A 21821-nucleotide genomic window follows, 5' to 3' on the forward strand; every position below is an offset into this window, starting at 1 on the left:
CCGCAGGACGAGCGCGCAACCCAGGCCGGACATTCGCAGCCCGGGTTAAGTGCGCGAGCCGAGGAGACGCTCCGGAGCGGCCCCGGCCCACACCCCGCCACCGCTTCCGACGGAGACGGGTCTGGCTTCCGAAGCCCGGGCCCCCACCCCGGAACGGCTTCCGAGGGGGCGGGGCTGGCTTCCGAAGCACGGGCGTGGGGTGGGGACGCGCAGGAGAGTCCCCGCAGGACGAGCGCGCAACCCAGGCAGCGCTTTCGTAGCCGGGGTTAAGTGCGCGAGCCGAGGAGACGCTCCGGAGCGGCCCCGGCCCACACCCGGTAAGCACGGCGCAGCCGAGGCCGCACCCGCCGAGCCCCCCGCAGGGGCAGCGGCGGCCCCGGCCCACACCCGACGCCAAACCCAGCCCCGCCGGCGATTGAGGCGCGGGGCCTGGGGCAGAGCCCCAGCAACGGCGCCGCACCCGGCCAGGCCCCCGCAGGGGAAGCGGCCGAGGAGACGCTCCGGAGCGGCCCCGCCCCACACCCCGGCAAGCACGGCGCAGCCGAGGCCGCAGGGGACACCTCACCCCCACAACCCTTGCGCCAGCCGGACCCGGGAAGCCATACGCCATTCACCAGGCATTAAGACGCGCTTGCGACTCTCCCCCTATGCAGCCCCGACTCCGACTGACGGCCGACGCTTCCGACGCGCCTGTCCTGCCGCGTGCGCGGAACAATGGAGTCATGAGCCACCAGCCCAGCGCGGGCCCCACCGAGGTCCCCGCCCAGCACCCGTCCCACACCCCCGCCGGCGGCAAGCAGACCGGCGGCCCGGCAGGTCTCGCGGTCACCGGAGCGCACGCGCGCATAGGCTCCATCTCCGCGCACCGCCCGCACGTCGACCTCGAACCCGATCTCGACGCCGACCTTGACGGCTACGAGGACAAGGACGGCGACGAGCTCCCCCCGGGCCGCTTCCTCGACCGCGAGCGCAGCTGGCTGGCCTTCAACGAGCGGGTGCTGGAACTCGCCGAGGACCCGACGACCCCGCTCCTGGAGCGCGCGAACTTCCTGGCGATCTTCGCCAGCAACCTCGACGAGTTCTTCATGGTCCGCGTCGCCGGCCTCAAGCGCCGCATCGCGACCGGTGTCGCCACCCGTTCGGCCTCCGGCCTCCAGCCCCGCGAGGTGCTGGACCTGATCTGGACGCGCTCGCGCGAGCTCATGGCCCGCCACGCCGCCTGCTTCCAGCAGGACATCTCCCCGGCGCTGGCCGAGGAGGGCATCCACCTGATCCGCTGGCCCGACCTCACCGAGAAGGAGCAGGCGCGCCTCTTCACGCTGTTCCGGAACCAGATCTTCCCGGTGCTCACCCCGCTGGCCGTGGACCCCGCGCACCCGTTCCCGTACATCTCCGGCCTCTCCCTGAACCTGGCCGTCGTCGTACGCAACCCGGTCAGCGGCCACCGCCACTTCGCCCGGGTCAAGGTCCCGCCGCTCCTCTCCCGCTTCCTGGAGGCCTCCCCGCAGCGCTACGTCCCGCTGGAGGACGTCATCGCCGCGCACCTGGAGGAGCTGTTCCCCGGCATGGAGGTGCTCGCGCACCACATGTTCCGCGTGACCCGCAACGAGGACCTGGAGGTCGAGGAGGACGACGCCGAGAACTTGCTCCAGGCCCTGGAGAAGGAGCTCATGCGGCGCCGCTTCGGCCCGCCGGTGCGCCTGGAGGTCGAGGAGTCCATCGACCCGGGCGTGCTGGACCTCCTCGTGCAGGAGTTGAACGTCAACGCCTCCGAGGTGTACCCGCTGCCCGGTCTGCTGGACCTGACCGCCCTCTTCGGGATCGCCTCGCTGGACCGGCCGGAGCTGAAGTACCCGAAGTTCGTCGCCGGCACCCACCGCGACCTCGCCGAGGTCGAGTCCGCGTCCGCGCCCGACATCTTCGCCGCGCTGCGCGAGCGGGACGTGCTGCTGCACCACCCGTACGACTCCTTCTCCACCTCGGTGCAGGCCTTCCTGGAGCAGGCCGCCGCCGACCCCGACGTCCTCGCGATCAAGCAGACGCTGTACCGCACCTCCGGCGACTCCCCGATCGTGGACGCCCTGATCGACGCCGCCGACTCCGGCAAGCAGGTCCTCGTACTCGTCGAGATCAAGGCCCGCTTCGACGAGCAGGCCAACATCAAGTGGGCGCGCAAGCTGGAGGAGTCCGGCTGCCACGTCGTCTACGGGCTCGTCGGCCTGAAGACCCACTGCAAGCTGTCGCTCGTCGTCCGCCAGGAGGGCGACCAGCTGCGCCGCTACTCCCACGTCGGCACCGGCAACTACCACCCCAAGACCGCCCGGCTCTACGAGGACCTCGGCCTGCTCACCGCCGACCCGCAGGTCGGCGCGGACCTCTCCGACCTCTTCAACCGGCTCTCCGGCTACTCCCGCCGCGAGACCTACCGCCGGCTGATGGTGGCGCCCCGCTCGCTGCGCGACGGCCTGATCGCGCGGATCGACAAGGAGGCCGCCCACCACAGGGCCGGCCGCCCCGCGTACGTGCGCCTGAAGATGAACTCGATCGTCGACGAGGCCCTGATCGACTCCCTCTACCGGGCCGCCCAGGCGGGCGTGCCCGTCGACATCTGGGTCCGCGGCATCTGCGCGGTGCGGCCCGGGGTCCCCGGGCTCTCGGAGAACATCCGGGTCCGCTCCGTCCTCGGCCGCTTCCTCGAACACTCCCGCGTCTTCGCCTTCGGCAACGGCGGCGAGCCGGAGGTGTGGATCGGCAGCGCCGACATGATGCACCGCAACCTCGACCGCCGCATCGAGGCACTGGTCCGGGTCGCCGACCCGGCCCACCGCGCGGCACTGGACCGGATGCTGCAGACCGGCATGTCCGACGCCACGTCCTCCTGGCACCTGGGCCCGGACGGCGAATGGACCCGGCACAGCACGGACGCGGAAGGCCAGCCGCTGCGGCACGTACAGGAGACGCTCATAGACGCCCGGAGGCGCCGGCGTGGCTCAGCCAAACCATGACCTGACGGCCGGCGCGGGTGACGTGCTCAGCACGTACCTGCGCGGCCAGGCCACCGCTTTCCTTCGCGCGCTGCGCCTGCACGGCGAGAGCGCGGCGAACGGAGCGGACGCGGCGGGCGAAGGTGACGCGGCGCGCAGCCTGCGGGGGGCTGCGCGCCGGATCAGCGGATCCCTGGCCACCTTCCGGGTGGTGACCGAGTCCGCCTGGGCCGACGGCCTGCGCACCGAGCTGGTGTGGCTGTCCTCGACCCTGGCCGACGAACACGCCTACGCGGCCCGGCTGGCCCGGCTGATGGAGGCGCTGCACCGGCTGTCGGGGGCGCAGGACGTCCCGGCGCCGCGCTCCTCCGCGGGCGCGCTCACGGTGGGCTCGGCGCGGGCCGGCGCGCTGCTGGAGCGCCAGCTGAACCTGGCCCGCACCCGCGCCCACTCGGCCACGCTCCAGGCGCTGGGCTCCGCCCGCTTCCACGCGGTGGCGGACGCGGTGGCGGTGCTGGCCTCCGAGGTCCCGCTGGACGCGGTCGCGGCCCGCGGGCGGGTCGCGGAGGTCCTCGTACCGCTCGCAGAGGTGGCCGAAACCCGACTGTCGGCGGCGGTCTCGGTGCTGCCGCCGGTGGACGGCGTCCAGCCGTACAACTGCGACCACGACGGCCAGTGGCACGAGGTACGCCGCCTCCTGCGGGTCCACCGGTACGCCCGGGAGGCCCTGGGCGAGGACGTGACCCGGCTGTCGGCGGCGGGCGAGGCCCTGGACCGCCACCGTGACGCGGCGGAGGCCGCCACGGCCTCCGCCACGGCCGCCCGCACCCCGCGCATCGCCCCTGCCACGGCGTACGCCCTCGGCGTGCTCCACGCCGACCAGCGGCACGAGGTCGAGGCGGCGCGTTTCGCCTTCCGGGAGCTCTGGCTGCCGGAGCCCGCGGTCACGCCGGGATAACGGCCGGGTAACGGATGATGGCGGCCGAGTGTGATCCACAGGAGACGCACCGGGCCGTCCGCCACGGTTCACCGTCCGTTCACTCGGCCCGGTCGGCGGCTTCACCTGTTCTGCCTAGTTTCAGTCGTGCACGGTACGAGCCGCCCGCAGGTCGAGCGGCCCCGCCGGGCGAACACACGCAGTCCTCTTCGCACGCCGCCCCGATACAGAAAGCGGCCGGCGGCTTCTGGAAGGAACACCCGAAAGTGAAGCTTCAGCGCAAGAACATGCTTCGTGCCTCCGCCCTCGGGGCGCTCGTCGTGTCCGGCGCCCTGGTCCTCACGGCGTGCGGCTCGGACGACAACACCAAGGACAACGGCTCGGCCACCAGCAAGCCGGCGGCCGGCACGGGCGACATCAAGTGCGACGACGCCAAGGGCAAGCTCCTCGCCTCCGGCTCGTCCGCGCAGAAGAACGCGGTCGACCTGTGGGTGAAGAACTACATGGCCGCCTGCCCCGGCGTCGAGGTGAACTACAAGTCCTCCTCCTCCGGTGAGGGCATCGTCGCCTTCAACCAGGGCACCGTCGGCTTCGCCGGCTCCGACTCGGCGCTGAAGCCGGAGCAGGTCGAGGAGTCGAAGAAGATCTGCACCGGTGGCCAGGGCATCGACCTGCCCATGGTCGGCGGTCCCATCGCCCTCGGCTTCAACATCGCCGGCGTGGACAAGCTGAACCTCGACGCCGCCACGATCGCCAACATCTTCAACGACAAGATCAAGAAGTGGGACGACGAGGCGATCAAGAAGCTGAACCCCGGCGTCACGCTTCCCGGCACCGCGATCCAGCACTTCCACCGCTCCGAGGACTCGGGCACCACCGAGAACCTGGGCAAGTACCTCAAGGCCACCGCCGGTGACGCCTGGCCGCACGAGGCCGCGAAGAAGTGGCCCGCCCCGGGCGGCCTCGGCGCCTCCGGCTCCGCGGGTGTCGCCACCCAGGTCAAGCAGGTCGACGGCTCCATCGGCTACTTCGAGCTCTCCTACGCCAGCGCGCAGAACATCAAGACGGTCGACCTGAACACGGGCGCCTCCGCCCCGGTCAAGGCCACCGGCGAGAACGCCTCCAAGGCCATCGCCGCCGCCAAGATCTCCGGCACCGGCAACGACCTGGCGCTGAAGCTCGACTACGCCACCAAGGCCGAGGGCGCGTACCCGATCGTCCTGGTCACCTACGAGGTCGTCTGCGACAAGGGCAACAAGGCCGAGACCCTGCCGACCGTGAAGTCCTTCCTGAACTACACCGCGTCCGACGCGGGTCAGAAGATCCTCCTCGAGAACGGCTACGCGCCGATCCCGGCCGAGATCAACGCCAAGGTCCGCGAGATCATCGCCTCGCTGGCCTAGTCCCGAGCCCGAGGCCCGGTCCGCTCCCCCCGTCCGGGGGGCGGACCGGCCCCGGGACCCTTCCCCTCCACCCGGGGAAATCCGGTGCACCGCCGCCCGGGGGCCTGCCCCCACCCAGACCGGAAAGATCATGGCTTCCACCACACCCACCCAGATAGACCAGGCTCCGCCTGTCTCCAAGAGCGGAAGGTCCACCGGCCGCGCCGGTGACAAGATCTTCGCCGGGCTCTCCAAGGGCTCCGGCATCCTGCTCCTGGTGATCATGGCGTCGATCGCCATCTTCCTCACCTACCGCGCCTCGATCGCCCTGTCGGAGAACGAGGGGAACTTCCTCACCACCTTCGACTGGAACGCGTCGGCCAACCCGCCCGTCTTCGGCATCGCCGTCCTGCTCTTCGGCACCGTCGTCAGCTCGATCATCGCGATGGCCATCGCGGTTCCGATCGCTGTCGGCATCGCCCTGTTCATCTCGCACTACGCGCCGCGCAAGCTGGCCGCGCCCCTGGCCTACGTGGTCGACCTGCTGGCCGCCGTGCCGTCGATCATCTACGGCATCTGGGGCGCCCTCTTCCTCGTGCCGCAGCTGGCGGGCCTGAACCTCTGGCTCGACGAGTACCTGGGCTGGACCTACGTCTTCGACAAGTCCCAGGTCGGCGTCGCCCGCTCGATCTTCACCGTCGGCATCCTGCTCGCGATCATGATCCTGCCGATCGTGACCAGCGTCAGCCGCGAGGTCTTCCTCCAGGTCCCGCGCATGAACGAGGAGGCCGCCCTGGCCCTCGGCGCGACCCGCTGGGAAGTCATCCGGATGTCGGTCCTGCCCTTCGGCCGCTCCGGAGTCATCTCCGCCTCGATGCTCGGCCTCGGCCGCGCCCTCGGCGAGACCATGGCCGTCGCGACCGTCCTCTCCCCGAGCTTCCTGATCTCGCTGCACATCCTCGACCCGGGCGGCGGCACCTTCGCGCAGAACATCGCCGCGAAGTTCGACGAGGCCAACGAGTTCGGCCGGGACGCGCTGATCGCCTCCGGTCTGGTCCTCTTCCTGCTCACCCTGCTGGTCAACGGTGCAGCTCGCCTGATCATCGCTCGCCGCAAGGACTTCTCGGGGGCGAACGCCTGATGAGCCACGCACTCCAGGACCAGCGGCCCGCCCGGGCCACCAAGTCCGCCGCACCCGCCAGCCTCACCCGGGGCGGCCTGCCCCGCTGGGCCCCGGCCGGCATCGCCGTCCTCTCGGCCGCCCTCGGCAGCGGCATCGGCCTCGTCTTCGACCTCCACAGCAAGGTCCAGTGGGGTCTGATCGCGGCCATCCTGTTCGTCGTGATCACGTACACCGCGAGCGCGGTCGTCGAGAACCGCCGCCAGGCCAAGGACCGCGTCGCGACCTCCGTCGTGTGGGTCTGCTTCATCCTCGCGGTCGTCCCGCTGCTCTCGCTGATGTGGACCACGATCAGCCGCGGCATCAAGGTCCTCGACGGGGACTTCCTGAGCCACTCCATGAACGGCGTGACCAGCTTCGAGCAGGGCGGCGGCGTCTACCACGCGCTGCTCGGCACCCTGGAGCAGGTGGGCCTCGCGACCCTGATCGCCGCGCCGATCGGCCTGCTGACCGCCGTCTACCTGGTCGAGTACGGCCGGGGCTCGCTCGCCAAGGCCGTGACCTTCTTCGTCGACGTCATGACCGGCATCCCCTCCATCGTCGCGGGCCTGTTCATCCTGACGACCTGGAACCTGATGCTCGGCTTCGGCCCCTCCGGCTTCGCCGGTGCCATGGCCCTGTCGATCCTGATGATGCCGGTCGTGGTCCGCTCCACCGAGGAGATGCTCAAGCTCGTCCCCAACGAGCTGCGCGAGGCCGCCCTCGCCCTCGGTGTGCCGAAGTGGCGCATGATCCTCAAGGTCGTGCTCCCCACCGCCATCGGCGGCATCTCGACCGGTGTCATGCTGGCCGTGGCCCGCATCGCCGGTGAGACCGCGCCGATCATGCTGCTGGTCTTCGGTTCGCAGCTGATCAACAACAACCCCTTCGAAGGCGCCCAGTCCTCGCTCCCGCTCTATATCTGGGAGCAGTACAAGGTCGGCAGTGAAGCCTCCTACGACCGGGCATGGGCCGCAGCGCTCGTCCTGATCGCCTTCGTCATGATCCTCAATCTGGTGGCCCGCGGCATCGCCCGCTGGAAGGCCCCGAAGACCGGTCGCTAAAAGCGAGCCCATAGCGGCTTCGCCGCGGTGACTGTATGAAAGAGAAGTGACCCCTCATGGCCAAGCGAATCGACGTCAGCGGCCTTTCCGCCTTCTACGGCGCCCACAAGGCCATCGATGACATCTCGATGACCGTGGAGCCCCGCTCCGTGACCGCCTTCATCGGCCCGTCCGGCTGCGGCAAGTCCACCTTCCTGCGCACCCTCAACCGCATGCACGAGGTCACCCCCGGCGGCCGCGTCGAGGGCAAGGTCCTCCTGGACGACGAGAACCTGTACGGCGCCGGCGTGGACCCCGTCGCGGTCCGCCGCACGGTCGGCATGGTCTTCCAGCGCCCGAACCCCTTCCCCACCATGTCGATCTTCGACAACGTGGCGGCGGGCCTGCGGCTGAACGGCAGCTTCAAGAAGTCCGAGCTGGCCGAGATCGTCGAGAAGTCCCTCCAGGGCGCCAACCTCTGGAACGAGGTCAAGGACCGCCTCAACAAGCCCGGCTCCGGCCTCTCCGGCGGCCAGCAGCAGCGTCTGTGCATCGCCCGCGCCATCGCGGTCGAGCCGCAGGTCCTGCTGATGGACGAGCCCTGCTCGGCCCTCGACCCGATCTCCACCCTCGCGATCGAGGACCTGATCGGCGAGCTCAAGGAGCGCTTCACGATCGTCATCGTGACGCACAACATGCAGCAGGCCGCCCGCGTCTCGGACCGCACCGCCTTCTTCAACCTCTCGGCGGTCGGCCAGCCCGGCAAGCTCATCGAGATCGACGACACCGACCGGATCTTCTCGAACCCGTCGGTGCAGGCGACCGAGGACTACATCTCGGGCCGCTTCGGCTAGACCCGGGATGTTCTGAACGTCCTGCGGTGCTGCATGGCGGTGCCACCGCAAGGCGAAAGAAAGAAAAAGGGCCGGCTCCCCCTGGGTGGGGGGAGCCGGCCCGCTTTCGTCCGTCCGGTTTCCCGGCCTAGACGAAGGCCAGGTTCACGATCCAGAAGCTGACGGCGGCGACGAGCGCCGCGGCCGGCATCGTGATACTGCATCACCCGGGGGATGACCCCCGGACCCCCAGCAGGGAACCCGCTCCCGCTAGACGAAGGCCAGGTTCACGATCCAGAAGCTGACGGCAGCGACGAGCGCCGCGGCCGGCATCGTGATGAACCAGCCGAGGATGATGTTCTTGGCGACGCCCCAGCGGACCGCGTTCACCCGCTTGGTCGCACCCACACCCATGATCGCGGAGGTGATCACGTGGGTGGTGGAGATCGGCGCGTGGAAGAGGAACGCCGAGCCGAACATGATCGAGGCACCGGTGGTCTCGGCCGCGAAGCCCTGCGGCGGGTCCAGCTCGATGATCTTGCGGCCGAGGGTGCGCATGATTCGCCAGCCGCCCGCGTACGTACCCAGCGACAGCATCACGGCGCAGGCGACCTTGACCCAGATCGGGATGGCCGCGTCGGCGGTCTGCACGTCAGCGATGACCAGCGCCATCACGACGATGCCCATCGTCTTCTGCGCGTCCTGCAGGCCGTGTCCCAGCGCCATACCGGCCGCCGAGACCGTCTGCGCGATACGGAAACCGCGCTTGGCCTTGTGCGGATTGGCGCGCCGGAACATCCACAGGATGGCGACCATCACCAGGTAACCGGCCACGAGGCCGACGACCGGCGAGACGAACATCGGGATGACGACCTTGTCGACCACGCCGTCCCACAGCACGCCGATGCCGCCCGCCAGCGCCGCGCCCACCATGCCGCCGAACAGCGCGTGCGAGGAGGACGAGGGCAGCCCGAAGTACCAGGTGATCAGGTTCCAGACGATCGCGCCCACGAGCGCCGAGAACAGGATCCACATGCCCCGGTTGCCGTGGGGCGTCTCGATCAGGCCCTTGCTGACGGTCTTGGCGACCCCGCTGCCCAGGAAGGCACCGGCGAGGTTCATCACCGCGGCCATCGCGAGCGCGGCGCGCGGGGTCAGCGCGCGGGTCGAGACCGAGGTCGCGATCGCGTTCGCCGAGTCGTGGAAACCGTTGGTGTACGTGAAACCGAGCGCGACACCGATGGTCACGATCAGAGCGAAGGTGTCCACGAGGTTCAGGACTCCTTGACCGCGATGGTCTCCACCGTGTTCGCAACGTGCTCGAACGCGTCGGCCGCCTCTTCGAGCACGTCGACGATCTGCTTGAGCTTCAGCACCTCAATGGCGTCGTACTTGCCGTTGAAGAGCTGGGCGAGCAGCTTGCGGTGGATCTGGTCGGCCTGGTTCTCGAGGCGGTTGACCTCGATCCAGTACTCGGTCAGGTTGTCCATCGTCCGCAGGTGCGGCATGGCCTCGGCGGTCAGCTCGGCCGCCCGCGCCAGCACCTCGATCTGCTGCTCGACGCCCTTGGGGAGCTCCTCCACGTTGTAGAGGACGACCAGGTCGACCGCCTCCTCCATGAAGTCCATGATGTCGTCGAGCGACGAGGCCAGCTTGTAGATGTCCTCGCGGTCGAAAGGCGTGATGAAGGAGGAGTTCAACTGGTGGAAGATCGCGTGGGTGGCGTCGTCCCCCGCGTGCTCCGCTGCCCGCATCCGCTCCGCGATCTCGGCCCGGGCGGAGGAGTCCGCTCCGAGCAGTTCCATCAGGAGCTTCGAGCCCGTGACGATGTTGTCCGCGGATGCGGCGAACATGTCGTAGAAGCTCGTCTCCCTGGGGGTCAGACGAAATCGCACGTGAGGTCCTCGGGGTGCATTGGATTCGGTCAGGCTGATGCTAGGCGCATCCCCCTGCCACGGCTAACCGGCAGTTCCCCAGTGTCCTCCATCAGGCAGAGTGGGGACCACGGGCCCCTGTCCCTGTCACCAGGGCCAAGTACCCTATACCCATGAGGGGTATGCGGGTATGCGGCCCCTTCGTTCCGGACCAGACCACGGGAGGACCTATGACGGCCATCGAGGCGGAGGGCTCCGGAGCCGGGACCGGCGCGGCCACGGCCCCCGGTACCGGCACGACCGCGGCCACGGCCACGGGCACGGGCACTACGGGCACGGCCACGGCCACGGCGGTGCACGGGTACCACCACCAGAAGGACGAGCACCTGAAGCGGCTGCGCCGCATCGAGGGGCAGATCCGCGGCCTCCAGCGGCTCGTCGACGAGGACGTGTACTGCATCGACATACTCACCCAGGTCTCGGCCAGCACGAAGGCGCTCCAGTCCTTCGCGCTCCAGCTGCTGGAGGAGCACCTGCGCCACTGCGTCGCCGACGCGGCCGTCAAGGGCGGCACCGAGATCGACGCGAAGGTCGAGGAAGCCACCAAGGCCATCGCCCGCCTCCTGCGCACCTGACCCGCCGCCGCACCGGACGCCCGGCACCACGACGACGACTCCGACTACGACTACGACCATGAGCCCGGCTGGTCGGCCGACTGGCCGGCCAGGGCTACGGGCCCAGCAGGACCTCGTCGATCCGGTCCAGGCTGAGCCGCTCTTCGTCGGCCGCGGAGGCCGCGATGATCAGCTCGCCGCACAGCTCGATCTCGGCGAGAGCCACGTGGTCCTGCACCGTCATGCCGCCTGCGGGAGTCACGCGTGTCACCTCAATCTGCCGCCATCGCCCGTCGGCGCTCGGCTTCTCAGCGTAGGGAGGACGCGGTGCGGCGCGCATGACACGGATGGACCATTTCCGGAAACCCGGCATGGCCCGATCGCGCCGCCGGGAAGCCGCCCACCCGGCTATTCGGCGATCTTCCCGGCGTAGATGTCCCCGTTTGCGGGCAATACGACGGTCACCGGGGTCCCGAATCCGTACAGCAGCGTGGTCGAGGAGACATCGATCACGCCATTGTTGACGTAGGTGAAGCGGTGCCGGACCTTCCGCAGGCGCCCCTCCTCGTCCAGGTAGACGTCGAAGGGCACGGTGTCCTTGCTGAACCCTTTCGCCGCCGCCTCCAGCGCCCCCTTCACCTGCGGCGAGGCGCTCCGCGCGGCCCGCCCGATGTCGGTGGTCCCCCGGTAGTGCCGCACCTTGGTGCCCGCCACCTCGGTCTCCCCGACGTACGTCACGTCCAGCGCGCCCCGCAGCAGCTCCGCCGCCGCCATCGGGTCGGTCGCCCCGCCCGTGACGAGGTTCCCGTCGGCGAGGGTCGTCGTGTCGACCCGCACCCACTTGTCGTCGGGGACCCCCGCGCCCCGGTTCTTCATGTAGAGGGCCCCGGGTGCGAGCAGCTCGGTGATCGGCCGGTGCCCCGGCTTGCCGGTCACGTCGGCCGGGAGCATCACCAGGAGCTGGCCCATCCGGTTCTTGAAGTCGACGCCGCCCTCGCCGTGGATCGTGACCCGGGTACCGCCCGTGGCCATCTCCATCGCCGTACGGGCCTGGGCGCTGCCGGTCTTCGCCAGCACATCGGCGGCGCCGCGCACCACCGCCGCCGCGTCCGCGGGTGGCCGGTCCCCGCCGCTTCCGCTGCCGCCGCCGGTGCCGCCGCCGCCGCGACCGCACCCGCTGATCGCCACGACCGCGAGGCTGACGCCGAGGGCGAGCACCGCCTCACCCGCGCGCCCGCGCCGCCGCCTGTGCTGGTGCACCACCATCGCCTGCCAACCCCCAACGCATGACCGCTGTTTGCCCGAGGCCCCCACCCGCTCCGCTTAACGAGGTCCGGGGTTTCCCGTCACGGGCCGCGGCCGTCCGCGGCCCACGCAGCGCCGGGTACCTTGGGTGGGTGGACCCGCACACCGAAGCGACCCTGATTCCTCCGCTTGCCGCCGTGCCGCTCCCCGGGCTGCCGGCCCAGCCGGGAAGCGCGGGGCCGTCACAGCCGTCCGACGGCCCGCACAGCACCTCCACCACCGAGCGCGGCGCCTTCTGCCTGGCGGTCTGCAGCTGCGGCTGGAAGGGGCCGGCCCGCCGCTCCCGCGACCTGGCCCGCAAGGACGCCGGCCGGCACACGGCGCGGGAGTAGGCCCGGCCGGGCGGGCACCCGTACGGCGTGTCGCCCGTTCGGACGGCCCGGCTGGCCGACCCGTACGGGAGCGGATGCCCTTGACTCATGCCAGGACCCGCAGCCCGCCTCGCGGCCCTCCTCTGGGCCCTGCTCCTCGCGCTGAGCCCGGCCGCCCCGGCCTGGGCCCGACCCGTGGGCTCGGCGGACGGTCCGGGCGACGTCGCCCTGGCCATCGGGCTGACCACCGCCGCCGCCGTGGCCACCGGCCTGTGGCTGCGCTCCCGCTACCGCCGCGAGGACGCGGAGGACGCGGAGGACCCGCACGGCGCGGACCACCCGGACGGCGCGGACCACGCGGAAAACCGAAACAGCAACCGGAGCAGCAACCGGAGCAGCGGGAGCGGTGACCGGTGACACCCCGGCCCCGGTCCCGGTCCCGGTCGCGGCCGCCCGCGGTACGCCTGTGCTTCGGGGCGGCCGGACTCTGCCTGGTGGTGGCCGTACTGCTCGCCGTATGGAACGCGTACGCGAGCGCCTGAGGCCTCAGGCCGCGAGGTCGCTCTCCTGGGTGCGCTGATCGGCCGGCGGGGTCTGGGCCTGTGCCAGGTCGACCGGCCGGGTCAGCAGACCGCTCCGGGCGCGGACGAGGAACGCGGCGCGCGGGGCCGCGGCCACGGCCCGTACCAGCGGGTTCAGCACGGCCATCGCGAGCGGCGCGAGCACGAGGGCGACGGCGGTCCCGAGCGCGAAGCCGCCGATCACGTCGGTCGGATAGTGGACGCCCACGTAGACGCGGCAGAAGCCCTCGACGAGCGCGAGCCCGATGCCGATGAGCCCGATCCTGCGGTTCGCCAGGAACAGGCCCACGCCCAGGGCCATCGCGAGGGTGGCGTGCCCGCTGACGAAGGAGAAGTCCGTGGCCGCCAGGTCCGCCCCCGTCCGGAGGTTCGGATCGAGGACCAGGAGCCCCTCGTGCTGGCGGAACGGCCGTGGCCGCGCGACGAATTCACGCAGCGGCATGTTCACGAGCAGGGCCAGCACGGCGGCGAGCGGGGCCCACATCAGCGCGGCGAAGGACTCGACGGCGGCGGCCTCGTCCTGCCTGCGCGCGCCGCGCCAGCACCAGAGGACCAGGAGCACCAGGGTGAGCAGGATCCCGTAGCCGCCGGCCAGGCTGACGGCCCGGTCGATCCAGTCCGGGGCCCGCCGGGCCATTCCGTTGATCTCGTACAGCAGGCTGACATCCACGTTCGGCCCACCAGTTGTGAGTCCAGCCATGGTGATGCGGCCCCTTGCTCTAGCCGTGGTTCCCCTGCGGGCGCACCGCTGCGTGCACCCCTTCGCCCCCCACTTTGATCAACCCCTGTGTCCATGGAACGCAGGTTCTGACAACTACGTTCCACTCTCCACCGAATGATCACCCCAACGTTATCGAAGAGTGACTCATCGTCGCAGCTCAGGGCCTTTAGTTCACGGAGAGTTACTAGGTACGGGGGCTGCCGCGGCGCGCTCCGGTAGGGCCGCCGCGCCGTCCTTCGTGACACGCGTCGCACCGAAGTAATCAGGCGTGTCGATCTTGTCGAAGCGGATCACGGCGCCGGTATAAGGGGCGTTGATCATGTAGCCGCCGCCCACATAGAGACCGACGTGCCGGATCTCCCGAGAATTCGTCAGATCGTCGGAGAAGAACACCAGATCACCGGGCAGCAGTTCATCCCGCGAGGGGTGCGAACCGGCGTTGTACTGGTCGTTCGCCACCCGCGGCAGCTCGATGCCCACCGTCTCGTACGCCGCCTTGGTCAGCCCCGAGCAGTCGAACCGCCCGTTCTGCTCGGGAGTTCCGTTGCCGCCCCACAGGTACGGGGTCCCCAGCTGCTTCTGCGCGAAGTAGATGGCCCCGGCCGCCTGTTGGGAAGGCGCGACCCGGCCGACCGGCCGCGCGAAGCTCTTGGCCAGCGTCGTGATCGTCTTCACGTAGCCCTGGGTCTCCTTGTACGGGGGCACACCGCCGTACTTGATGACCGCGTAGGCCCCCGCGTTGTAGGCCGCGAGCATGTTCGCCGTCGCGTCCCCGGGCACGCTCGCCACGTCCTTGGCCAGCTCGCAGTCGTACGAGGCCGCCGACGGGATCGCGTCACTGGGGTCCCAGATGTCCCGGTCCCCGTCCCCGTCCCCGTCGATGCCGTGGCCCGCCCACGTGCCCGGGATGAACTGCGCGATGCCGCGCGCGTCCGCCGGACTGACCGCACTCGGGTTCCAGCCGCTCTCCGAGTACAGCTGGGCGGCGAGCAGCGCCGGGTTGATGGCCGGGCACAGGTTGCCCCACTTCTCCACCAGCGCCTGGTACTTCGCAGGAACGGCCCCCTTCACGAGCCCCACCGCGCGGCCGCCCGGCCCCGCGCCCCCCACCAGGCCCGCCGCGGCGGAGTACGTCCCCACCACGAGGAGCACGAGGAAGCTCAGGCACACCCCGAACCCGATCCCGCCGACCATCCAGACTCTGCGCACCCGTCAACCCTCCCCCATACCCATCGCTTTCCGCCGCGATTCGCCCGTGTCGCCTGTCCTACTAGCCCACTTGCTACGCCACGCGGAAGCCCGCCCGGGCCATGCCCGTGCACTTCGTAGGATCATCTTCAAGGTGGCAGGAGACCACCGTCCAGTCCCCCGGATCCTTGGCCAGGGGCACGGCGGGCCCGGTCCCGCCGCCCCCGCGCGGGGCGAAGCCCTCGGGCCAGGTGCGCGTCACCCGGTCCCCGCCCCAGGGGGCGTGGTTGTCCACGGGCTTGCCGGTGCGGCCGACGGCCTCGTACCCGGCGGGCGCCTTGCCGGGGCCCGCGAACGGCCGCACCTACTGCGGCCCGGCCCCGCGCCCCCTGCGCTCCCCGTGCCCCGACTCCCGCCGGACGGCCGCCCCGGCCGGACGGCCTCGTCCGCGACCAGCCGTTCAGCAGAGGGTCGTTGAGCGCTACCTGGGGGCGACGAAGAGGCTCTGCGCACTCCGCCCGATGGGGCCCTTCTCGTCGTGGAGCCGGGCGTCGACGAGGCCGATGCCGGCCGCGTCCACACTCGTACGGGATTCCACGCACGCCCATTCGCCGACCGGATGGCGGTGCAGATGGACCGTGAGGTCGCCGTTGACGAAGACGAACCGGCCGAAGTCCATCACCGAGCTGATGCCGTTGCCGGAATCGGCGGCGGTCAGCACCCGGTCCAGCGGGCGGATCTCCTCCCCGGCGACGAGCGGTACCCGCATCCGCATCCAGCAGGTGCCTGGGCCGAGCTCCATGAAGGCGCCCTCGGTGAAGCGGGCCTCCATGGCCGTGTGGTAGCCGGTCTCCCACGGCACCGGGAAGAACGGCGTCGCCTCCGCCTCCCCCGGCGGCGGCAGCTGCGGCCCCGGCACCACGGCCGGCACCGGCTCCGCGGCCACCCGGATCCGCAGGGCCCGCGCCACCATCACCGGAGCGTCCGCGCCTGCCGGGGTGAGCGAGGCCTCGACCACCTCGGTGCCGCGGCCGGCCCGCAGCACGCTCGTGGTGATCTCCAGCGCGCCGATCGGCACGGGCCGCAGGATCTCGTAGGTGATCCGGGCGATCCGCATGTCCGCACGCGCACCCGGCCGGTCCTCGACGGCCCGCCCGAGCAGCGCGGCGGGCGGCCCGGCATGCTGCGCACCCGCGTCCCAGGGCCCGCGCGTGTACGCGGTGGCCAGGAACCGCCCGGTGTCGATCCGCTCGAAGAACCCCTCGGGAGCACCCATGCCCCGCACGCTACCGACAGGTAACCGGCTCCACCAGTCCCCGGCGCAGCGGTCGGCGGAGGCGAGCCCGGCGGTCAGCGGGCAGCCGGCGCCGGGGCTGACAGGCCGCTGCGGGCAGCCGGCGCCGCGGTCAGCGGGCGAATCCCAACCCCACCCCCAGCCCCACCAGCACCGACCCGATGGCCCGGTTCAACGTCTTCTGCGCCTTCAGCATCCGCTCGCGCAGCCGCGCCTCGGAGAAGAACAGCGCCACTGCCGCGAACCAGCCCAGATGCGCGACCGACATGAACAGCCCGTATCCGGCCTGCTGCCACACCGGCGTGCCCGGGTTCACCACCTGCGTGAAGGTCGACACCACGAACAGCGTCGTCTTCGGATTCAGCACGTTCGTCAGGAACCCCGACCGCATCGCCCCCAGCCGGGTCAGCTGCGGCTTCGAGTCCAGGTCCACGGTCACCTCGGCCCGCGCCCGGAAGGTCCGTATACCGATCCACACCAGATACGCCGCACCCGCCAGCTTGATCACGGTGAACAGCGTGGTGGAGGAGGCGATCAGCAGACCGACCCCGAGCATCGTGTAGGAGACGTGGACCAGGACGCCCGCCGCGACCCCGGCGGCCGCGAACAGCCCCGTGGGCCGCCCGTAGAGGTAACTGTTGCGGACCACCATGGCGAAATCGGCACCAGGACTGATCACGGCAAGGAGGGTGATGACGGCAACTGCGATCACTTCTGTCATGAAGGGATGCTCACTGCCCACCCGCCCCCTGATCAACCCCCTTCCGGATCCGCATACTTGAACCCATGACGGATCTGCCCCGGGTTCCTCCCCCACTCACACTGCGCCCCTTCCGGCCCGCCGAGGACGCACCGCTGCTCCACACCTGGGTGAGCACCCCCGCGGAGCTGATCACCTGGGCAGGCCCCGCCTTCACCTGGCCCCTGGACGACGACCAGCTCGCCGCCTACGCCGCCGAGCCCGGCCGCCACACCTGGACCGCCGTCTCCCCCGGAACCGGCCCCGTCGGCCACGTCTCGCTCCTGGGCACCCGCCTCGGCCGGGTCCTGATCGCCCCCGCGGCCCGCGGACGGGGCCTCGGCGCCGTCCTCGTCGCCCTCGCCGTCGAGCACGGCTTCCGCGAGCTCGCCCTGCCGGAGATCACCCTCGGCGTCTGGGCCCACAACACCGCGGCACTGCGCATCTACGAAAAGCTCGGCTTCCGCACGGAAGAGATCATCGAGGACGTGGAAGAGGTCGACGGCGCACTCTGGTCCGCCCACCAGATGCGGCTCCGATCCCCCCACGGGTGACAATGGGAGACGTGTCCTTCCCTGCCCTGCCTGTGCTGCCCGTCCTGCAAGCCGACTGCGGCGACTGCTTCGCCCTGTGCTGCGTCGCCCTGCCCTTCGCCAAGTCCAACGACTTCGCCGTGAACAAGCCCGCGGGCACCCCCTGCGCGAACCTGCGCGAGGACTTCCGCTGCGGCATCCACACCCAGCTGCGCGACAAGGGCTTCCAGGGCTGCACGGTCTTCGACTGCTTCGGCGCGGGCCAGCAGGTCTCCCAGGTCACCTTCGGCGGCCGCGACTGGCGCACCGACACCGGCACGGCCCGGCAGATGTTCGAGGTCTTCCCGGTGATGCGGCAGCTGCACGAGCTGCTCTTCTACGTCGCCGAGGCGCTGACCCTCCCGGACGCCGCCCCGGTCCACGGGGACCTGCGCCGCGCGCTGACCGAAACCGAGGAATGGACCCGCGCCGACGCGCAGGCCCTCGCGGCCCTGGACGTCGGCGCGCTCCGCGAGCGGATCAACACCCTGCTGCTGAAGACCAGCGAGCTCGTACGGGCGAAGGTGCCGGGCCGCAAGAAGAACCACCGCGGCGCGGACCTGATGGGAGCCCGCCTCTCAGGTGCGAAGCTCCGCGGGGCGAACCTCCGCGGCGCCTACCTGATCGCCGCCGACCTCAGCCGCGCCGACCTCCGCACGGCCGACCTGATCGGCGCGGACTTCCGCGACGCCGACCTCCGCGGCGCGGACCTCCGCAACGCCGTCTTCCTCACCCAGCCCCAACTGAACGCCGCCCGAGGCAACCCCCAGACCCAGATCCCCCCCACCCTCACCCGCCCCACCCACTGGACCTAGGGTCAAACCCAGCCCCGCTGAGGCAAACCCAGCCCGGCCAGGCCAAACCCAGCCCCACCAGGGCCAAACCCAGCCCCGCCGAGGCCAAACCCAGCCCCGCTGGCGTTTGAGGCGCGGGGCCTGGGGCGGAGCCCCGAATCACCCAGCCCCACCAGGGCCAAACCCAGCCCGGCCGGGGGCAATTCCAGCCCCGCCGGCGATTGAGGCGCGGAGCCCGGGGCAGAGCCCCAGCAACGGCCCGCACCCCCACACCCCCGACCCGGCCCAGGCCAGAACCCCGCCCGCCCAAGCCGGCCCAGCCGGCCGGCCAGCCAGGCCGGAAAACTACAGCCGCGCCAAAAACCCCCGCACGGCAGCCCCAAACCCCTCCGCATCCCCCACATGCACCGCATGCCCCGCCGGCAGCTCAACCAGCCGCACCCCCGCCCTCCGCAAGGTCATCTCCCGCGCGTGCTCCGCAGACAGCACCCCGCTCCGATCCCCCCGCACCAGCAGCGTCGGCGACCGCACCGCCAGCCAGTCCCCCCAGTGGTCCCCGTTCAGCCCCCGCTGGGACTCCACCACGTCCTCCACCGCGCACGCGGCCCCCCACCCGTCCGCGTACTCCCGCACCGACCCCTCCAGGTACGGCGCCGAACTCCCGGTCCCCGCCAGGAACCCCTCCCGGGTCGCGGCCCGCCTCGGCCACCCCAGCGCGAACGACAGGTCGCCCTCGACCACCGCCCCGATGTCCTCGACCACCACCGCCCGCACCAGATCGGGCCGCCGCGCCGCCAGCTGGTACGCGGTGACCCCGCCCAGCGAGTGCCCCAGCACCACCGCGGGCCCGAGCCCCAGCTGCTCCAGGACGGCCGCCGCGTCCGCCACGTACCCCTCCCGCGTGTACTCCCCGGCCCGGTCGGACTCCCCGTGCCCCCGCTGGTCCAGGGTGATCACCCGCCACCGCGGCCCCACCTCCCGGGCCAGCCGCTCGAAGGTCCTCCCGTCCTGGAAGTGCCCGTGCAGCGCGAGCAGCGGCGCCCCCGGCCCGCCGAAGTCGGTGTACGCGAGCCGCCGGCCGTCGTCCGTCACGACCACCCCCGGCAACGGCCCCAGCTTGTCGATCACCCGCCGGCGCAACAGCTGGTACTCCTCCCAGCGCCGCGGCAGCCGCCCCGGCGGCCGCTTCACGACCCGCCCCGGCGTCACCGTCTCGCCCCGCCGGAACTGCTCCCGCGTCAGGTCGATCCGAATCCCCCCGGGCAGCAGGTTCCACCAGTGGTAGCCCTCCTGCCGGCCGTCGAGGAACACCTCGCCGAGCACCAGCTCCCCACCCACGATGTCCTGCACGACCACGGCGGTGATGTCGCACTGGCCCCAGGCCGGATTCTCGGCCGTCCAGGCGATCCGCGAGATGTCGGCCGGCTCGCAGGTGTCGGCCGACCATCCCGCCCGGATGGCCGCCTCGATATCGGCAAGGGTCCACGGAGTCGTCGTCATCCCCCCAGCGTGCCGGACCCCACTGACAACGCCGCCGCCCCGGAGCCCAGGCCCCGTGCCACGACCGGAAGGGCCCCTGGTCGGAAGGGCCCTGATAGACGGCCCCCTAATACCGGTCCAGCACGTGCGCGTGCGGCAACGCCAGCCCCGGCCCCCCGCCACCCGGGAACCACCGCCCGTACAGCTCCCCGTACCCCTGGGGCACCACCAGCCCCTGCACCACCGCGTCCGCCACCGACCAGTGCCCGAGCAGCAGCCGTACGAGCACCCCGTCGTCCGGCACGAGCACCCCGCCCGCCAGCTCCCCCAGCGCCCCCGCCCCACGCGGATGCCCCCGCGCCCGGCGCCGCAGTTCCGGCTCCAGCTCCCGCACCAGCGCCTCCCGCCGCAGGATCCGCGCCATCATCCCGCCGCCCACCGGAAACCGCTGCCGGTACCCGCACCCCCACGCCCGCGCGATCCGCCCGACCAGGCTGTCGGCGGGCTCCCGTACGGTGAACTCCGCCACCCGCAGCTCCCAGCAGCGCGCCGCAACCTCGGCCAGCAGCCCACGCGCAGCCGCCGCGTCCTCGGCCGCCATCTCGTGGACGACCACCGTCCGCACCGAGTCCCCGAAGGCCCGCCCCTTCAGCAGCGCATAACCAGACACACCATCGCCCCCGCCCCCGCCCTCCAGCACCAGCAGCTCCGAGCCCGGCCGCCACATGCCCTGCGGCACCCGCCGGTCCCACCCGGCCTCCCGCACCCGGCTCCACGGCCGCTCCGCATGCGCGGCGTTGAAGATCCGCACCACGGCCGGCAGGTCGGCGTCCGTCCCCTGCCGCACCCGGCCGCAACCGCGCACCCCCGCCCGCTCCACGGCCCGTACGGGCACCACCAGCTCGCCCTCCCCGAGCGCGGTCACGAACCCCCGCTGCTCGTACGCCCCCTCGATGGCGTCCGACACGAAGCCGACCGCCACCCGCTCACGCATCCCCGCCACGGCTGCCCCGAGCAGCTCCCGCATCAAGCCCCCGCGCCGGCAGTCGGGCCGGGTCTCCACCCCGCCGATCCCCTCGGCGGCCACCGCGACGGCCCCGAACCGCTGCCGGAAGGAGACGACGTCCAGCGAGCACACCGGCTCGGGATCGCCGTCCCTGCGCATCCGGCAGTGCCGTACGCCCCCGACGAACTCTTCCTCGTACGCGAGTGAGCGCTCCATGCGCGCCAGTGTGGAGCCCCCGGCAACGGCCCGGAATCGTCAGCGCCCCCACAACCACACGTACGGACGCAAGGACTGACGGAATGTCGGACATATGTAGGCGAGTCGGCCCAGCGACACGCGAGCCCACTGCGCCGAACGGCGGCCCGCAGCCCCACCCCCCGTCCGCCGAGACGGCAATCATTGCCCGGCGTCACCCCGCGTGATACACAGAGTGACCATACGTTCTTTCGCATACACACCGCCCATGCCCAGGTCAGGGCGCGGAGGCGGGGCGCGGGCCGGGAGATCGGGTAAAGAGAGCTGTCAAGTCGACGACGGCGGCAGTTTCATCAGCGAAGATAGTGAGTGACCCCTGCCGTCGGGCACGGGCTACCGGAACTACCCATACAGGGGCGGTGAGTTACATGATCCTGGCAGCCGAAAAGGGCGACATTACCACCATCATCGGCGGAATCGCCCCGAACTGGGGGCCGTTCGGCAGTCTCGGCAACGAAGCGAAGATCATGATCGAAGTGGTCATGGCCGTAGCGATCCTCCTCTGCCTCGGCATCGCCATCTGGGGCGCGGCCAAACAGCGCATCGGCGCGACCGCCCTGCGCGACACCTTCAGCGCGGAACAGGGCAAGGGCCTGATCGTGGCCGGCCTGACCGGCGTCTTCATCATCGGCTCGCTCGGAACGCTGTTCACGATCGTCTACGGAATGGCCGTCTAGCCGGGCCCCACGGCCGTACCTGATGAGGACTCACCACACCGCACCTACGCGGGAACCAGCGCTACCGTCGGAC

Annotated in this window: 24 protein-coding genes; 13 read left to right on the plus strand and 11 right to left on the minus strand. The window is 71.3% G+C overall.

Annotated elements, in window-relative coordinates; genetic code table 11:
• Positions 1-722: 722 nt before the first annotated feature.
• From AB0D94_RS34080 to pstB, 6 genes are all read left to right on the plus strand, one after another.
• A complete protein-coding gene (locus tag AB0D94_RS34080; protein ID WP_362060402.1) occupies positions 723-3005 on the plus strand; it encodes an RNA degradosome polyphosphate kinase in 2283 nt (760 codons plus the stop codon).
• Positions 2986-3942, plus strand: a complete 957-nt coding sequence (locus tag AB0D94_RS34085) for a CHAD domain-containing protein (protein WP_362060405.1) — start codon at positions 2986-2988, stop codon at positions 3940-3942. Before AB0D94_RS34080 ends, AB0D94_RS34085 begins: the two co-directional genes overlap by 20 nt.
• A 245-nt stretch (positions 3943-4187) precedes the next feature.
• Complete coding sequence (gene pstS / locus AB0D94_RS34090) at positions 4188-5324, plus strand: phosphate ABC transporter substrate-binding protein PstS (protein WP_362060408.1); 1137 nt, start codon at positions 4188-4190, stop codon at positions 5322-5324.
• A gap of 130 nt (positions 5325-5454) precedes the next feature.
• Positions 5455-6444 (plus strand): phosphate ABC transporter permease subunit PstC, encoded by a 990-nt coding sequence (gene pstC, locus AB0D94_RS34095; protein WP_362060411.1) that lies wholly within the window; start codon positions 5455-5457, stop codon positions 6442-6444.
• On the plus strand, positions 6444-7526 hold the full coding sequence (gene pstA / locus AB0D94_RS34100; protein WP_362060414.1) for a phosphate ABC transporter permease PstA: 1083 nt from the start codon (positions 6444-6446) through the stop codon (positions 7524-7526). The genes pstC and pstA overlap by 1 nt, the downstream gene beginning before the upstream one ends.
• A 56-nt stretch (positions 7527-7582) precedes the next feature.
• Positions 7583-8359 (plus strand): phosphate ABC transporter ATP-binding protein PstB, encoded by a 777-nt coding sequence (pstB, locus tag AB0D94_RS34105; RefSeq protein ID WP_362060417.1) that lies wholly within the window; start codon positions 7583-7585, stop codon positions 8357-8359.
• Positions 8360-8608: 249 nt separating this feature from the next.
• On the opposite strand, the gene AB0D94_RS34110 is transcribed toward pstB, so the two are convergent.
• Together AB0D94_RS34110 and AB0D94_RS34115 are read right to left on the minus strand one after the other, a co-directional pair.
• The gene (locus AB0D94_RS34110) at positions 8609-9607 is read right to left on the minus strand and encodes an inorganic phosphate transporter (RefSeq protein ID WP_362060420.1); all 999 of its coding nucleotides are present in this window, start codon (positions 9605-9607) and stop codon (positions 8609-8611) included.
• Positions 9608-9612: 5 nt separating this feature from the next.
• Positions 9613-10233 (minus strand): DUF47 family protein, encoded by a 621-nt coding sequence (locus AB0D94_RS34115; RefSeq protein WP_243631357.1) that lies wholly within the window; start codon positions 10231-10233, stop codon positions 9613-9615.
• A gap of 209 nt (positions 10234-10442) precedes the next feature.
• On the opposite strand from AB0D94_RS34115, the gene AB0D94_RS34120 reads away from it, so the two are divergent.
• Complete coding sequence (locus AB0D94_RS34120; RefSeq protein ID WP_362060424.1) at positions 10443-10847, plus strand: metal-sensitive transcriptional regulator; 405 nt, start codon at positions 10443-10445, stop codon at positions 10845-10847.
• A 94-nt stretch (positions 10848-10941) separates the two neighbouring features.
• Here AB0D94_RS34120 and AB0D94_RS34125 read toward each other — a convergent pair whose 3' ends face one another.
• Both AB0D94_RS34125 and AB0D94_RS34130 read right to left on the minus strand, forming a co-directional pair.
• Positions 10942-11088 carry a hypothetical protein gene (locus AB0D94_RS34125; RefSeq protein ID WP_167347275.1) on the minus strand — a complete coding sequence of 49 codons (147 nt, stop codon included), beginning with the start codon at positions 11086-11088 and terminating at the stop codon, positions 10942-10944.
• A gap of 146 nt (positions 11089-11234) precedes the next feature.
• Entirely contained in the window at positions 11235-12092 is an 858-nt protein-coding gene (locus AB0D94_RS34130) for a hypothetical protein (RefSeq protein ID WP_362060427.1), read from the minus strand.
• A 131-nt stretch (positions 12093-12223) separates the two neighbouring features.
• On the opposite strand from AB0D94_RS34130, the gene AB0D94_RS34135 reads away from it, so the two are divergent.
• The 3 genes from AB0D94_RS34135 to AB0D94_RS34145 all read left to right on the plus strand — a co-directional run bounded on the left by AB0D94_RS34135 (position 12224) and on the right by AB0D94_RS34145 (position 12984).
• The gene (locus AB0D94_RS34135; protein WP_362060430.1) at positions 12224-12463 is read left to right on the plus strand and encodes a hypothetical protein; all 240 of its coding nucleotides are present in this window, start codon (positions 12224-12226) and stop codon (positions 12461-12463) included.
• A gap of 87 nt (positions 12464-12550) precedes the next feature.
• A complete protein-coding gene (locus AB0D94_RS34140) occupies positions 12551-12859 on the plus strand; it encodes a hypothetical protein (protein ID WP_362060433.1) in 309 nt (102 codons plus the stop codon).
• Positions 12856-12984 carry a hypothetical protein gene (locus AB0D94_RS34145; RefSeq protein ID WP_362060436.1) on the plus strand — a complete coding sequence of 43 codons (129 nt, stop codon included), beginning with the start codon at positions 12856-12858 and terminating at the stop codon, positions 12982-12984. Before AB0D94_RS34140 ends, AB0D94_RS34145 begins: the two co-directional genes overlap by 4 nt.
• Before the next feature lie 4 nt (positions 12985-12988).
• Here AB0D94_RS34145 and AB0D94_RS34150 read toward each other — a convergent pair whose 3' ends face one another.
• The 5 genes from AB0D94_RS34150 to AB0D94_RS34170 all read right to left on the minus strand — a co-directional run bounded on the left by AB0D94_RS34150 (position 12989) and on the right by AB0D94_RS34170 (position 16947).
• Positions 12989-13723: a phosphatase PAP2 family protein gene (locus tag AB0D94_RS34150; RefSeq protein WP_362060439.1), complete on the minus strand. Its 735-nt coding sequence runs from the start codon at positions 13721-13723 to the stop codon at positions 12989-12991.
• A gap of 192 nt (positions 13724-13915) precedes the next feature.
• Positions 13916-14938 carry a bifunctional lytic transglycosylase/C40 family peptidase gene (locus tag AB0D94_RS34155; protein WP_362060479.1) on the minus strand — a complete coding sequence of 341 codons (1023 nt, stop codon included), beginning with the start codon at positions 14936-14938 and terminating at the stop codon, positions 13916-13918.
• An 88-nt stretch (positions 14939-15026) separates the two neighbouring features.
• Positions 15027-15296 (minus strand): hypothetical protein, encoded by a 270-nt coding sequence (locus AB0D94_RS34160; protein WP_362060442.1) that lies wholly within the window; start codon positions 15294-15296, stop codon positions 15027-15029.
• A 117-nt stretch (positions 15297-15413) separates the two neighbouring features.
• Positions 15414-16208, minus strand: coding sequence for a thioesterase family protein (locus AB0D94_RS34165; RefSeq protein ID WP_362060445.1), 795 nt, complete (start codon positions 16206-16208; stop codon positions 15414-15416).
• A 130-nt stretch (positions 16209-16338) separates the two neighbouring features.
• On the minus strand, positions 16339-16947 hold the full coding sequence (locus AB0D94_RS34170) for a LysE family transporter (protein ID WP_362060448.1): 609 nt from the start codon (positions 16945-16947) through the stop codon (positions 16339-16341).
• Positions 16948-17012: 65 nt separating this feature from the next.
• On the opposite strand from AB0D94_RS34170, the gene AB0D94_RS34175 reads away from it, so the two are divergent.
• Positions 17013-17519: a GNAT family N-acetyltransferase gene (locus tag AB0D94_RS34175; RefSeq protein WP_362060451.1), complete on the plus strand. Its 507-nt coding sequence runs from the start codon at positions 17013-17015 to the stop codon at positions 17517-17519.
• A gap of 11 nt (positions 17520-17530) precedes the next feature.
• Positions 17531-18352, plus strand: coding sequence for a pentapeptide repeat-containing protein (locus tag AB0D94_RS34180; RefSeq protein WP_362060454.1), 822 nt, complete (start codon positions 17531-17533; stop codon positions 18350-18352).
• 324 nt (positions 18353-18676) lie between these two features.
• Here AB0D94_RS34180 and AB0D94_RS34185 read toward each other — a convergent pair whose 3' ends face one another.
• Both AB0D94_RS34185 and AB0D94_RS34190 read right to left on the minus strand, forming a co-directional pair.
• Positions 18677-19831, minus strand: a complete 1155-nt coding sequence (locus tag AB0D94_RS34185) for an alpha/beta hydrolase (protein WP_362060457.1) — start codon at positions 19829-19831, stop codon at positions 18677-18679.
• A gap of 106 nt (positions 19832-19937) precedes the next feature.
• Positions 19938-21032 carry a GNAT family N-acetyltransferase gene (locus AB0D94_RS34190; RefSeq protein ID WP_362060460.1) on the minus strand — a complete coding sequence of 365 codons (1095 nt, stop codon included), beginning with the start codon at positions 21030-21032 and terminating at the stop codon, positions 19938-19940.
• Positions 21033-21439: 407 nt separating this feature from the next.
• Between AB0D94_RS34190 and AB0D94_RS34195 the strand changes: the two genes are divergently transcribed.
• Entirely contained in the window at positions 21440-21748 is a 309-nt protein-coding gene (locus AB0D94_RS34195) for a hypothetical protein (protein WP_031145169.1), read from the plus strand.
• The last annotated feature ends 73 nt before the right edge of the window (positions 21749-21821 follow it).

Origin of the sequence: Streptomyces sp. NPDC048255, from assembly GCF_040652415.1 — a bacterium.
Classification (GTDB): Bacteria; Actinomycetota; Actinomycetes; order Streptomycetales; family Streptomycetaceae; genus Streptomyces.